This is a genomic window from Microthrixaceae bacterium (genome assembly GCA_023957975.1).
Lineage (GTDB): Bacteria > Actinomycetota > Acidimicrobiia > Acidimicrobiales > Microtrichaceae > JAMLGM01.
Genome location: JAMLGM010000007.1, coordinates 74390 through 88155, shown reverse-complemented (window position 1 = coordinate 88155; position 13766 = coordinate 74390). Strand labels below are relative to the sequence as shown.

The window sequence follows — 13766 nt, the reverse complement described above, 5'->3', positions numbered from 1 at the left end:
GCACATCTGGGGGATCGAAGCAGCGAGGAGCAGCAGCGACATGCGTTATGTGAGTACCCGTGGATCGGCACAGCCGTTGGAATTCGCGGAGGTTCTGCTCGAAGGGCTCGCGACCGACGGAGGTCTGTATGTGCCCGAAGCCTGGCCGGCTTTGCCGGATCTGAGTGGCGATGCCGACTACGTGGAGACCGCGACCGCGGTGATGTGGCCATTCGTCGAGGGGTCGATCAGCCACGACGACTTCGCGTCCATCGTCGCCGACGCGTATTCGACCTTCGAACCGCCGCAGGGTTCGACGCCCGACGTCGTGCCGGTCAGCGATCTCGGCGACAACCACTTCCTCGCGGAGATCTACTGGGGGCCGACCCTCGCGTTCAAGGACATCGCGCTGCAACTCGTGGGCCGACTGTTCGACCACGAATTGGAACGACGTCACGACAAGGTGACCATCGTCGGGGCGACCTCCGGCGACACGGGGTCGGCGGCAATCGAGGCCTGTCGGGATCGCGAACACATCGACATCTTCATCCTGCATCCCGAGGGGCGGACCTCCGAGGTTCAGCGCCGCCAGATGACCACGGTGCCCTCGGACAACGTCCACAACATCGCCATCGAGGGGACCTTCGACGACTGCCAGGACCTGGTGAAGGCCCTGTTTGCCGATGAGGAGTTTCGACGGCGGGTGAAGCTGAGCGCCGTGAACTCCATCAACTGGGCGCGGGTGATGGGCCAGATCGTCTACTACGTCACCTCGGCTCGTTCGGTGAATCGGCGTCTCGGCCGTCCGCTCGATGCCCCGGTGGCCTTCACCGTTCCCACCGGCAATTTCGGAAACATCTTCGCCGGTTATGCCGCGATGAAGATGGGGTTGGCCATCAGCCAACTCGTCGTCGCTTCGAACACCAACGACATCCTGTACCGGTTTTTCACCACGGGGCGCATGGACATCGAGGGGGTGACGCCGACGCTGAGCCCGTCGATGGACATCCAGGTGAGCTCGAATCTCGAACGCCTGCTGTTCGAGATGGTCGGGCGCGACGGAGCGGCGATCGCGGAACTGATGATGGCGTTTCGGGCCGACAACACCGCCAGTGTCGCAGCCGAGCAGTTGGCGTGGCTGAGCGAGACGTTCTCGGCGGGCCGTTACACCGACGACGAGTGCCTGGCGCTGATCGGCGCGCTGTATCGCGAATCCGGCAAGCTCATCGATCCGCACACGGCGGTGGGCGTCGGCGTCGCACGGTCCCAGCGTTGGGACCCGGAGATTCCGATGATCACGCTCGGCACGGCGCATCCGGCGAAGTTCCCCGATGCGGTCGAGGAAGCGACAGGGGTGCGGCCAGCGTTACCCGAGCACCTCGCCGACCTGTTCGACCGTCCGGAGCGCTTCGAGGTGCTCGCGGCCGATGCCGAGCGACTCAAGCACTACGTGTCGTCGCATCTGACCGCCCACGGCTGAGTTCCGGCCACTGACGTGGGGTTTGCCGGCACCGAGTACCGTGGTTGCCGTGAAATATGTGGTCTGCGTTCCCGATGGGTGTTCCGATGAACCGACCGAAGAACTCGGGGGCAAAACGCCGCTCGAGGTTGCGGACATGCCGGTACTCGCGGCGCTCGCAGCGCGTTCGACGGTCGGGCGGGCGGCCGTCATCCCCGAGGGATTTCCGCCCGGATCCGATGTCGGCAACATGTCGATTCTCGGTTACGACCCGGCGATCTACCACACGGGGCGTGCCCCGATCGAGGCTGCGGCGCTCGGACTGAAGCTTCCTGCGGATCGGCTGGCCTACCGTACGAATCTGGTGACCGTGTCTTCGGACGGGACGATGGTCGACTTCGCCGGCGGCCATCCGACCAACGAATTGGCCTCGGAGATCATCGCCGCGATCGACGCCGAACTCGGCACCGGCGGCGACCTCGGCCTCGAGTTCCACCCGGGCGTGCAGTACCGCCACATCATGGTGGCTCCCGCCGACTGGGAGCTCGCCGAGTGCGTGCCGCCTCACGACATCACCGATCGCCCCGCGGTCGCGCCGACCGGGCCGGCCGCGGCGAAGCTCATCGAGGTCATGGAACGATCGAAAGAGATCGTCGCCCGATTCGACACGGCCGCGACCCAGATCTGGTTGTGGGGGCAGGGGTTCCAGCCCCAGATGACGCCCTTTGGCGAGCTGTACGGCCGCCGGGCGGGCATGGTCACCGCGGTCGACCTGGTTCGGGGCCTCGGCGTGTTGACCGACATGGAAATCGCCGAAGTCGAAGGGGCGACCGGCTGGTTCGACACCAACTACGAGGGCAAGCGCGATGCCGCGATCGAAGGGTTGCGCGGCGGTGCGGATCTGTTCGTGATCCACGTCGAGGCCACCGACGAGGCCGGCCACGCCGGCAACGTGCAGGAAAAGATCAGGGCCTTGGAGAACTGGGACTCGCGCATCCTCGCCGATCTGGTGCCGGCGTTGGACCAGATGGGTCCGTGGCGGCTGTTGATGTTGCCCGATCACCCCACGCCGTGGAAGCTCAAGACTCACACCATGGCACCGGTGCCGTATCTGCTGGTCGACTCCGAGCTCGACGGCCCCGGCGGGCAGTACAGCGAGGCGGGGGTCGCGGATGAACCGATCGTCGCGGCTCACGAGCTCATGGGCACGCTGCTGTCCCGATAGCGCGCCAGCCCGCACCGCCCGTTCTCCGATAACCAGTGGTCGTGATCACGACCACTGGTTATCGGAGAACAGGCCAGGAGTCGGGGCCGGTGGTTGGAACCGGGGGCACGGTGCCGATACGATGCACCACGCAGCGGATAGGCGTGCCGGTTCCCGTTTCCCGAACACTCGGTTCGTGGAGGTTCAGCGCCCCTCGCCATCCCGTCTCAGTCGTAGCCCGCTCGGCGGTTTGAAACGTCGGCGGTGCTTCCCCCACACCATCGTGGCCCTGCGCCCGAACATGTCTCGAAAGAGGTCCTCACCCGTGGCCGGTGATTCCCAGCACATGGAACGATCCACGCTCGAACGCAAAGACCGGGCGGAACTCGCCGCGGTCGCCGCGGCGCTCGAACTCAAAGTCCCGTCCCGGGCAAAGAAGGCCGACATCGTCGACCTGATCCTCGAGGCCGTTGGCCGCAGCGACGCACCGGACCCCGGCGATGCCGGTGATGCCGGGCCAGCGCGGTCGAAGCCGGAGACCACCGCGTCTGCCTCGGCCCAGGCATCGTTGCTCGACGCGCAGCCGGCACCGACGGTCGCAGCCGACGATGCCACGGGCCCTGCCTCGGGCCCTGCCGCCGGCGATACGGCAGGCGACGGCCAACCCGGCGAACCTCTCGGCTCCGACACCGCCGATGTGTCCTCGGCCACGAACGGCGATTCCGCAGCGGCCGCGGCTCGCGAAGCGACCGACGGTACTACGGGCGCTGCGGGAGACGAAGAGGCGGCGGACGAGGGGTCGACCGACGGCTCGACCGACGGGTCCGAAGACGCCGCGGGGGAGGGCACCGGCCGTCGCCGCCGCCGTCGCCGCGGCCGCGATCGCGGCGACGGATCGGAATCCACATCGCCCGAGGTCGAGGTGGAACCGGTCGAGGTGCAGGGCCTGTTGGACCTTCGCGAGGACGGCTACGGGTTCTTGCGCGTCGCTGGCTTCGTCGCCAGCCGTGAGGATGTGTACGTCTCGGTCAAGCAATGCCGTCAGCTCGGTTTGCGTAAGGGCGACTATCTGTCGGGCCTCGCTCGACCTGCGACGCACAAGGAAAAGAATCCGGCGCTCGTACGCATCGAAACCGTCAACGGTCTCGACCCGGACGCGGCACGCGATCGGGTCCGCTTCGACGACCTCACGGCCATCGACCCCGGTGATCAATTGTCGATCGGTACCGGCAACCCTGAGGATCTCACCGGCGAACTCATCGATGCGCTCGCCCCGGTCCGACTCGGGGCTCGTGGCCTCATCGTCGCTCCGCCGAACGTCGACACCAGCCCCGTGCTCACCACGGTCGCCAACGCCATCGAGGCGGCCCACCCCGAGGTGCACGTCATCGTGCTGCTCGTCGACGAGCGTCCCGAGACCGTCACGAGCTTTCGCTCGGCGCTCGAGGGCGGGGAAGTGGTGAGCTCGACGTTCGATCGTCCGGCCGACCAACACGCAGCGGTCGCCGAGTTGGCGATCGAGCATGCCAAGCGCCTCGTCGAGTACGGCAACGACGTCGTCGTCCTCCTCGACAGCCTCACCGGCCTGGCCCGAGCGTTCAACCTTGCAGCGGCCCCGGGTGGCCGCACGATCCACGGTGAGCTCGATGCCGGCGCACTCGGTTCGGCAAAGCGTGTGTTCGGCACCGGCCGCAACGTGGAGGACGGCGGCTCGCTCACCGTGTTGGCCACGGTGCTGAGCGACAGCGGCTCGAACATCGACGACGTCATCCTCACCGAGCTGCTTCGCGGCGCCAACTCGGCGCTGCATCTCGAACCGGCCACCGTCGCCGAGCCGCCACGCAAGCTGCCGGTCGGTGCGGCGCCGCAGGCCCAAAAGGCGCTGCTCGCCGAGCTCAACGGCTGACGTCCAATTCCCTCCTTCGGCGTCGCCCCGATCGGGGCCGTCGATGTTGGCGGCTCGGCGCCGCCTTGCCTAGTCTGGAGTAACTATGAAGGCTGACATCCATCCCAACTACCGAAACGTCGTGTTCCAGGACACGTCGTCGGGCGACAAGTTCATGACGCGCTCGACCGTCGAGACCTCCGAGACGGTGGTGTGGGAAGACGGCAACGAGTACCCGCTCGCCAAGGTGGAAATCTCGGCCTTCACGCACCCCTTCTACACCGGCCAGATGAAGATCATCGACACCGCTGGTCGTGTGGAGCGTTTCCAGAAGCGCTACGGCGATCGCGTGCGTCGCCCCTCGAAGGCCGCTGCCGCCGAGGCACCGGCCGCCGCTGAAGGCGCCGACGCAGAGTGAGCCCGGTACCCCCGGTACCGGCACCACAGGAGCAACGATGAACGCACTGCCCGAGGAGCGCCTCGGGCAGTTGCGCGTCGCGAAACTCAAGGCGCTGCTCGGCGAACGACTCGACGGTGACGAGGTGGTGAACTCGTCACCGTTCGGCGTCGGAGCGGCACTGGCGACCCGCTCGGGACTTGTCGCATTTCTCATCGAGGAGGCCGACCGGCGCAGCCTCGGCGGGGCACTCGTGTGGGCGTTGCGCCAGCGGGCGTCGCTTCCCGGCCCGATTCGGGTGGTGGTGATCGTCGACGCCGATGAGCCCACCGCGGGTCACCTGGCCCGCGAGGCGACCTGGTTCGATGTGCCGGTCGCGGTGGAACGCATCGTCGGCACCGCCTCGGTGCCGGTCGCCGCGGCGCCGTTCGAGGACCGTGGCGAGGCCGTGGAGATCCCCGGTGAGATCCATGCGCTCGTCGTTGGCGAGGTGGACGACGCCGCGAGTTCGGGGCACCGCGACGTCGACGTCGTCGTCGAGTGGGGAGTGTTGCGCGTCGAAGTGCTCGGCCTCGAGGTCGCCCGGGTGGTGCCCGGCGATTCTGCGGGTGGGGTGCGACTCGAGATCGGGATCGGCAAGTTCGACCGCGAGATCGCAGCGATGATGCACGCCGAGGTACCTCCGGCCACCGCGCTTCACAACGCGGTGGAGATCGTGCGCACCTATCGGCATGCCGCAGCGGCGCTGCACCCGCTGCGCGATCTCGTCGCCGAGCGTTGGCTGCGTCAGATCGCACTGGCCGACCCGTCGCTGGTCGGGGCCCGCGAATTGTTCCCCATCGACTCGACCCTGCAGCCGCAGAGTCTTCGTGAATCCCAACCGGCGTCCGCCAGCGGTGTCGCCGCGGACGGGTCGCCGATCATCGCCGTGTTCGGCGCCGGTGTCGACCTCGATATCGTCCCCCACGCCGCCGACACCCGAGCGTTGCACGACCCTGACGCGACGCTGATCATCGTCATGCCTCAGCGCAACATCCTCGCTCCGGTTGTCGCAGTGGCAGATGCGCTCGTGTCGCCCGCCCGCTTCGTCAACCTCGAACTCCCGTACTGAGACCCCCGTACTGATGGCTCCCCGCCCGATGGCCCCGCGGCGTGAGACCCTCAAACCGACCGAAGGTGCACACCGTGCTCGAACGACTCGCCCCACTCGAACGTGAACTCCGCGACGTGGATGCCATGCTGGGCGATCCCGACGTTTTCGCCGATCAGGCCCGGTTCGTGAAGTTGTCGAAACGCCGCAAGGAGCTCGAACCGATCGTCGAGCGAGCGGTCGAGTTGCGACGCGCGAGCGAGGACCTCGACGTGGCGCGGGAGATGTTCAGCGATCTCACCGGCGATGATCGGGAAGCGATGCGTGAGGAGATCGACGTCAACGAGGCTCGAATCGTCGAACTCGAGGCGGAGATCAAGATCCTGCTGTTACCCCGCGATCCCAACGACGATCGCAACGTCATCATGGAGATCCGCGGCGCCGAGGGTGGCGAAGAAGCCAACCTGTTCGCTCGCGACCTGTTCGAGATGTACCGGGCCTACGCCCAGCGCCAAGGGTGGGGCTTTGAGGTGATGGACGCTTCGGTGTCGGATCTCGGTGGCTATGCCGACGTGACGTTCGTGCTCAAGGGGGACAGCGTCTGGTCGCGCATGAAACACGAGGCCGGCCCTCACCGCGTTCAGCGGGTGCCGGTGACCGAGAGCCAGGGCCGGGTACACACGAGTTCGGCCACGGTCACGGTGTTACCCGAGGCAGAGGAGGTCGACGTGGCGATCGACCCCAACGACCTGCAAATCGACGTCTACCGCAGCTCCGGTCCCGGCGGGCAGTCGGTGAACACCACCGACTCGGCGGTGCGCATCACCCACAAGCCCACCGGGCTCGTGGTGGCGATGCAGGACGAGAAGTCGCAGATTCAGAATCGGGCAAAGGCGCTGGTGGTGTTGCGCAGCCGTCTGTTGAAGCTCGAACAGGACCGGCAGGCCGCCGAATTGTCGAGCGCTCGCAAGAGCCAGATCGGCGGGGGCGGACGAAGCGAGAAGATCCGGACCTACAACTTCAAGGAGAACCGGATCTCGGATCACCGAATCGGGTTCACCGCCTACAACCTCGACAAGGTGCTCGCGGGCGAACTCGATCACGTCAGCGACGCGCTGGTTCACCATGAGCGGGCCGAGCAACTCGAAGACCTGTCGTGAACCGCTCCGAGCCGACTGAGCCGACTGAGCCGACCGAGCCGACCGAGGAGCCGGACATGGGTCCGCACACCGACGGACCTGGCGATCTGGCGGGCACCGTCGCCTGGTCCGAGTTGTTGTCCGAGGCGACGGCGCGGCTGCGTCGAGCGGGGCTCGACACCGCCGCGAGCGATGCCCGGCGCATCGTCGAAGAGGCCTCCGGTCTGGAGGGGGCCGAGCTCATCGTGTCGTTGGAGGATCCCGTGACCGAACGGGCCATGGCACGCTTCGACGACATGATCGCTCGGCGGGAGGCGGGCGAGCCGCTGCAGTACGTGTTGGGACGGTGGGGGTTTCGTCGACTCGACCTGGCGGTCGACCCTCGAGTGCTCATCCCCCGCCCAGAGACCGAGATGCTCGTGGAGGCGGCGCTCGGCCACCTCGATCGGCTCGCCGCCCGGATCGCAGCGGACGGCGAGCGACGCGACGTCGTGGTCGCCGACCTCGGCACCGGCTCAGGGGCGATCGCGTTGTCGGTGGCCTCGGAACGGACCAACACCACCGTGTGGGCCTGCGATGCATCGCCAGCGGCGGTCGCAGCGGCGCGGGCGAACCTCGCGGGCATCGGACGGGCGGCGGTGCGCGTCCGCATCGTCGAGGGGGAGTGGTTTGACGCCTTCAGCGATGAGCAGCGTTCGAGTTTCGACCTCATCATCACCAACCCGCCCTATGTGTCCATCGACGACGAGTTGCCCGCCGAGGTCGCTGAGTGGGAACCCGCCGCAGCGCTGTTCGCCGGTGCCGATGGGCTCGACGATCTTCGCCACATCATCAGCGAGGCTCCTCGGTGGTTGCGCCCCGCGGGCGTGTTAGCGGTCGAACTCGACCCTCGACAGGTCGCTGCGGTGCGCGACCTCATGACGGGCGCCGGGTTCACCTCCACCGAGGTTCACCAGGATCTCGCCGGGCGCGATCGGATCGTGATCGGTCGGCTCGGATAGGGCGGCTCGGAGAGGTCGGCGCTGATCGATCGAGAGCGCCGATCTCCGGCCGGGTCAGGCCGCGGGCAACTGCAGGTTCGCCATGACGGCGTCCACAAGCGCGCCACCGTCGTCGCCGGCGACGATGGTCACCACCGACACCGTGACGTTGCCGGACCGGATCGCCCGGCCTGCCACGGTCGTTTCGACATTCGGGCGTGGCCAACCGGTGGCCGAGGACTCCCACCGCCACGAGAGTTGATTCGCCGCGGCTTCGGTGGGCACGACGGCCGACGGGGTGAGCGCGGCCTCCGCGGCCACCCGGGCGGTCAACTCTGCCAACGGGGGAGTTGCGGCGTCCCCGGTACTGGTGGCGACGAGCACCGCGCCGCGGAACCGGTCGAGTGCGCTTTCGAATTCGATCTTGGAGGTGGTCGTGTCGTCGAGGACCGCTTCCCACGAATCTCCGACCCACACCGTCGAGACCGTCGCGGGCACCGCACCGAGCACTTCGTTGCTCACCAGCGGGCTTCCGGGAAGGTCGAGGCGCGCCCCGGCACCGATGTCGACGCTGTGCCAGGTTTCGCCCGGCACGATCGTGCGCGGCTCATGGGCCCAGTCCGGTCCAGCCTTGACGACGAAGTAGTTCACGATCGCGGCGACGATGACCACCACGACGGCGATCGTCGCGAGGCTCACAGGCCGGCGAGCCCGCTTCGAGGCGATCCGTTCCGACCACAGCGCTTCGTCGTAGACGCGCTGAGATGCCAGGTCGGACTCCCTGAGCGGACGCGTGCACACCGAACACCGATCCGACTGCGGGGGGTTGAACGTTCCGCACAACGGGCACTTGATCCGTCGAGATGCCAGCTTCATCGTCGCTCCTTCACCCCTCACTTATCGGCGTTGGCTCCCTGGAGTTGAGTCGACGCACCTCGGGTGGTGGAGCGACGGTCTCGCCACGTCCGGTCGGGCCGGCGCTCGCGCGCCGGCGTTCGCGTACTACCGTCGGCGGTGATGGAAGAACCCCAGATCGACCCGGTGGCGCCCGTCGTTGCGGTGGTGGGTGCCGACCAGCACGGCCTCGAATGCGCTGCGGAGGCGCTGCGGTCGGGGTCGTGTGTCGGGCTGCCGACCGACACCGTCTATGGACTGTCGGCGGCGTTGTCGCGGTCGGGGGCCGTGCGGTCGTTGTTCGAACTCAAGGGCCGTGCCGCGACCAAGGCCATGGCGGTGCTGGTCGGATCGGTCGACCAGGCGCGGGAGCTCGGCGTGCTGAATGAGCACGCGGTGGAGATCGTGCAACGGTACTGGCCTGGCCCGCTCACGGTGGTGGTGCGACGAGCTGACGGCCTCCGAATCGATCTCGGAGGAGATTCCGGAACGATCGGGTTGCGGTGTCCGGATTCGGCGCTGTTGAACGCGCTCATCGCCCAGGTCGGACCTCTCGTCACGACGAGCGCAAACCGCGCCGGACACCCGACGATCACCAGCGCCGCGAGAATCGCCGAGGAGTTCGGTGACCGATTGGCCGTCGTGATCGACGGTGGCGAGTTGGCCGAGTCGGCGTCGACGGTGGTCGATCTGTCCGGAACGGGCATCGATGTGTTGCGCGAGGGGCCGATTCCCACGGGTGACCTGATGCGGGCGTCGCGTCGCTGACGTCGCGTCGCAAACGCTTCTGGCCACGGCACTCGCTAGTGCCGTAGCAGCCAACGTTTGCGTGCCGCGTCCACCACTTGGGGGTGGCGGCCTGTTTTGATTGGTGGATGAGCGAGAAGCTGTTTGTCCGGGAGGTCGACAACGATGAGGGCAACCGGTTGTTGAGGATCGTGCGTCGGTCCTCGGGGTCGGTGGTGACGTGGCGACGAGCGCAGATGGTGTTGTTGTCGGCGCAGGGGATGGACGTCGCGCAGATCGCCAAGGTGGCCTTCACGTCCCCGGACCGGGTGCGCGAGGTGATCCACAACTTCAACGACGACGGGTTCGACTCGTTGTACCCGAAGTATGCGGGTGGTCGGCCACCGACCTTCACGTTGCCCCAGCGCCGGAAGATCAAGAAGCACGCTTTGTCCCGACCTCAAGATCACGGTCTGCCGTTCTCGACGTGGAGCCTGTCCAAGCTGGCCGAGTTCCTCGTTGCCGAGGGGGTGGTCGACGACATCAGCCATGAGGGCCTGCGGGTTCTGCTCCGAGAGGAGGGCGTGTCGTTTCAAGTGATCAAGACCTGGAAGAAGTCGAACGACCCGGACTTCGAGGCCAAGAAGAACCGGGTCCTTGAGCTCTACGACATCGCGGATGGCAAGGCAGAGCCGGGCCCCGATGACCCGACGGTTGTGTTCTGCATGGACGAGTTCGGGCCCCTCAACCTGCTGCCACGCCCGGGCCGCCACTGGGCCCCGGTCGCGGTCAAGGGCGGCGGCGACGGCGGGGCCGGGTCACCTCGGCGTCGTCGCAGGCGGGCGACCTACAACCGCAACGACGGAGTCCGCCATCTGCTCGCCGCCTATGACCTGGGCCAGGACAAGATCTACGGACACATCAAGGTCACCAAGAACCGCACCAAGTTCCTCGAGTTCTGCCGCTACCTGCGATCGCTGTATCCGCCTGAGGTGCGTATCGCGATCGTGTTGGACAACTTCAGCCCGCACCTGTCCACGAACAAGGACCAGCGTGTCGGCGACTGGGCTGCGGCGAACAACGTCGAGTTCGCCTACGTGCCGACCAACGCGAGTTGGCTCAACCGCATCGAAGCCCAGTTCCAAGCCTTGCGCTACTTCGCGCTCGACGGTACCGACCACCGCTCCCACGACGAGCAGAACAGCATGATCCGCCGTTACATCGCCTGGCGGAACCGCAACGCCAAAGACAAAGCGCTACGCGAGATCACCACGCGCGCAAACGTTGCCTGACGCGGCACTAGAGTCCTGCGATGACGGGCACCCACCCGACACCACCGACCACGCGACCACCGACCCGAGGACCAGAGAGGGTGTGAGATGACATTCTTCAAACGTGAGGCGGAAAGCGTCGACTGGCTGCGGGGGGTCGACTTCTTCGACGGGTTCACCGACGACGAACTGCAGCGCGTGTTGGCCTTGTCCTCTGAACTCGAGGCGTCTTCGGGCACGATCCTGATCGACCAGGGCGACGCCGGTGCGGAGTGTTTCGTGGTGGTGGCGGGAGCTGTGGCCGTCTACACCGGCGGCGACTACGTGACCTCGGTGTCGGCCGGATCGATGGTCGGTGAGACCGCCCTGATCGAACACCGCCCACGCAACGCGAGCGTGGTGGTCACCAGCGACGCCAAGCTGTTGCGTTTCGACGCGGTGCAGTTTCGTCGGCTCCTCGAGGAGATGCCCAAGGCCTCCGAACGGGTCATGACCATGTTGCAACGCCGACTCTCGGGCGCCCCGCCACAGTCCTGAGTTGCCGCCAGCCCTGAGTCGCCGCCAGCCCTGAGTCGCTTCCGGTCACAGCCGCTGTCGGCGAGCGTCGACCCACCAGCGGGCGCGTTCACGGAAGGTTCAGCTGGCCACCGGAATCGATGGTGACGGCGGTGCCGATGCGATCCTCGTCGAGGAGGAACGCCGACAGGTCGTCGTCGTGGCCCTTGAACCATGTCCGCGCACCCGCTGGCGTGCGAACGATGCCGTGGCTCTGGCCCGCAGTGCCGTCCCGTTCGAACATGACCGTCCACGTTTCGATGGTCGCGGGTCCGGTGTAATCGCTGACCACGTCGACCGTGTCGAACGCGTCGATGCGTTCCTGGGGTGTTTCGCACCGGAACGCATCGGAGGACGGCTGACACGAGTACACGCCGAAGCTGTGCTTTTGGATGTGTCCGCCGTTCGCGGTGACCAGGCCCGTGGACTGCGGGTCGTTGCGCAACACCTCGACCATCGTGGCGATCGCATGCCCAACGGGGTTGTTCCAGGGGCCGCCGCCGAAGCACAGTCCGCCGTACACACTGAGTTGGCGGGAGGTGTCGATATCGAGTTCCTTGCAGGCGATCTCGACCGCCGAGGGAAAACACGAGTAGACGTCGAGGTGCTCGACGTCGTCGATCGTCACGCCGGCCAACTCGAGCGCCCTCGGCCCGGCGACCGCGATCGCAGCCGAGCCGGTGAAGCTCGGCCGGACGCTGAAATATGGATCCTTGCCGTCGGTGCCGGCGAGCGGAAACACCCACCGGTCCTTCGATACGCCGAGCGCTTCGGCCAGTTGCGCGGAGACGACGATGGTCGCCGCGGCCATGTTGACATCGGGGTTCGACACCATGTGTTTGGTGTAGGGGTAGCCGACGATGCGGTTCGACTCGCTCACCGTCGCGATGTCCTCGACGCTGTAGGGGGTGCGGTCCCAGGCGTTCGGGTTCGTCGCGGCCACCCGTGAATACCCGGACCACAACTCGGCGGCGACGCGCATCTGTTCGGCACTCGTACGCCCCGCCTCGTGTGCGAGTGCGTTTTCGAACATCGGGTAGATCTCGGTGGGCCAGATGATGCGATGAGCAAGTTCGGCCTCATGGACCATCATGAACGGCTCGCTCTCGGTCCAGCCGGGAACCACCGATTCGTCCTGCAACGGCCACGAGAGTTCGACCCCGGCCTTGTCGGCGCGAGCCTTGGCGCGCACCGCCTCGGCGCCGCACAGCAACCCTGCGGACGTCTCCCCGGCCACGATGCGTTCGCAGAGGCGGTTCATGAGCATCTGCGGGGTGTTGCCGCCCATCGTCGGATACAACGTCAGCTTGGGGCTGCAACCGATCTGCGCGGCCAGAAGCGGCCCCGGATCGCGGTAGCGCCACGAAAACACCGGCACGAAGGCGATGGTGTCGAGTTTCGACAACACCGCCTCGGCGCCCGAGTCGGCCGCAGCGATGCGCGAGGCCTCCGCGGCCAGCTCGACCGGATCGAGATACAGCGAGTCGTCGCGTTGGAGAAACTGCCCGACCCCGATGATGACGGGCGTGTTCGCAGAGACGGCGTGAGACATGGGCCGAGACTACGGCAACGGTTATGGCACCGGCGCCGATGCGCCCCACCGGCACCGTGCGGCACCCGCCGTCGCCGAGGCGCCATGCGCGTCCCGATGCGCGTCCCGATGCGCGACCCGCGGAGCCGCTTGCGCCACGCCCTGCGGACCGCGCTTCGACCACGATTAAGATCGCGGCCATGACTCGCTTTGCTGTCGGTTCGGATCACGCGGGCTTCGAGCTCAAGAATCAGCTGGCCGACCATCTGCGCTCCCTCGGCCACGAGGTCACCGATCTCGGTGCCCACAGTGCCGACCGCGTCGACTACCCCGATTTCGGCGCCGCCGTGGGGCGGGCGGTCGCCGCGGGCGAGGCCGACCTCGGCGTGTGCGTGTGCGGCTCGGGCATCGGCATCGCCATCGCCGCCAACAAGGTGCCCGGTGTTCGCGCCGCCACCGTGCACGACGCCACCTCGGGGCGGCTGGCTCGCGAACACAACGACGCGAATGTCATCTGCATCGGCGAGCGACTCACCGGACCCCAGGTAGCACTCGACACCCTCGAAGCGTTCGTCAACGCTTCGTTCGAGGGCGGTCGCCATGCCGATCGCGTCGCAAAGCTCGACGCTCTCCTGCCCGGCTGAACCGCCGGGTCG

At 67.1% G+C, this 13766-nt stretch carries 13 protein-coding genes; 11 read left to right on the top strand and 2 right to left on the bottom strand.

All coding sequences use genetic code 11. The annotated features are described in order from the left end of the window. Nucleotides 1-40 precede the first annotated feature (40 nt). From thrC to prmC, 7 genes are all read left to right on the top strand, one after another. Nucleotides 41-1459: a threonine synthase gene (gene thrC / locus M9952_11185; GenBank protein MCO5313482.1), complete on the top strand. Its 1419-nt coding sequence runs from the start codon at nt 41-43 to the stop codon at nt 1457-1459. Between the two features lie 49 nt (nt 1460-1508). Further along, nucleotides 1509-2663, top strand: coding sequence for a 2,3-bisphosphoglycerate-independent phosphoglycerate mutase (apgM, locus tag M9952_11180; GenBank protein MCO5313481.1), 1155 nt, complete (start codon nt 1509-1511; stop codon nt 2661-2663). A gap of 325 nt (nt 2664-2988) precedes the next feature. Then, nucleotides 2989-4548: a transcription termination factor Rho gene (gene rho / locus M9952_11175; GenBank protein ID MCO5313480.1), complete on the top strand. Its 1560-nt coding sequence runs from the start codon at nt 2989-2991 to the stop codon at nt 4546-4548. 85 nt (nt 4549-4633) lie between these two features. Further along, entirely contained in the window at nt 4634-4945 is a 312-nt protein-coding gene (locus M9952_11170) for a type B 50S ribosomal protein L31 (protein ID MCO5313479.1), read from the top strand. A gap of 37 nt (nt 4946-4982) precedes the next feature. Further along, nucleotides 4983-6035, top strand: a complete 1053-nt coding sequence (locus M9952_11165; protein ID MCO5313478.1) for a hypothetical protein — start codon at nt 4983-4985, stop codon at nt 6033-6035. A 74-nt stretch (nt 6036-6109) separates the two neighbouring features. Further along, the gene (gene prfA / locus M9952_11160; protein MCO5313477.1) at nt 6110-7174 is read left to right on the top strand and encodes a peptide chain release factor 1; all 1065 of its coding nucleotides are present in this window, start codon (nt 6110-6112) and stop codon (nt 7172-7174) included. A 56-nt stretch (nt 7175-7230) separates the two neighbouring features. Continuing rightward, entirely contained in the window at nt 7231-8154 is a 924-nt protein-coding gene (gene prmC, locus M9952_11155; protein MCO5313476.1) for a peptide chain release factor N(5)-glutamine methyltransferase, read from the top strand. A 54-nt stretch (nt 8155-8208) separates the two neighbouring features. Here prmC and M9952_11150 read toward each other — a convergent pair whose 3' ends face one another. Then, nucleotides 8209-9009 (bottom strand): hypothetical protein, encoded by an 801-nt coding sequence (locus M9952_11150; GenBank protein ID MCO5313475.1) that lies wholly within the window; start codon nt 9007-9009, stop codon nt 8209-8211. A gap of 141 nt (nt 9010-9150) precedes the next feature. Here M9952_11150 and M9952_11145 point away from each other — a divergent pair, with 141 nt between their 5' ends. The 3 genes from M9952_11145 (at nt 9151) to M9952_11135 (ending at nt 11561) form a co-directional block, all read left to right on the top strand. Further along, nucleotides 9151-9795, top strand: coding sequence for an L-threonylcarbamoyladenylate synthase (locus tag M9952_11145; protein ID MCO5313474.1), 645 nt, complete (start codon nt 9151-9153; stop codon nt 9793-9795). Between the two features lie 107 nt (nt 9796-9902). After that, on the top strand, nt 9903-11045 hold the full coding sequence (locus M9952_11140) for an IS630 family transposase (GenBank protein ID MCO5313473.1): 1143 nt from the start codon (nt 9903-9905) through the stop codon (nt 11043-11045). Nucleotides 11046-11132: 87 nt separating this feature from the next. Then, complete coding sequence (locus tag M9952_11135; GenBank protein ID MCO5313472.1) at nt 11133-11561, top strand: Crp/Fnr family transcriptional regulator; 429 nt, start codon at nt 11133-11135, stop codon at nt 11559-11561. 88 nt (nt 11562-11649) lie between these two features. On the opposite strand, the gene M9952_11130 is transcribed toward M9952_11135, so the two are convergent. After that, nucleotides 11650-13131, bottom strand: a complete 1482-nt coding sequence (locus M9952_11130) for an acetyl-CoA acetyltransferase (GenBank protein MCO5313471.1) — start codon at nt 13129-13131, stop codon at nt 11650-11652. Nucleotides 13132-13310: 179 nt separating this feature from the next. Here M9952_11130 and rpiB point away from each other — a divergent pair, with 179 nt between their 5' ends. Then, a complete protein-coding gene (rpiB, locus tag M9952_11125) occupies nt 13311-13754 on the top strand; it encodes a ribose 5-phosphate isomerase B (GenBank protein ID MCO5313470.1) in 444 nt (147 codons plus the stop codon). The last annotated feature ends 12 nt before the right edge of the window (nt 13755-13766 follow it).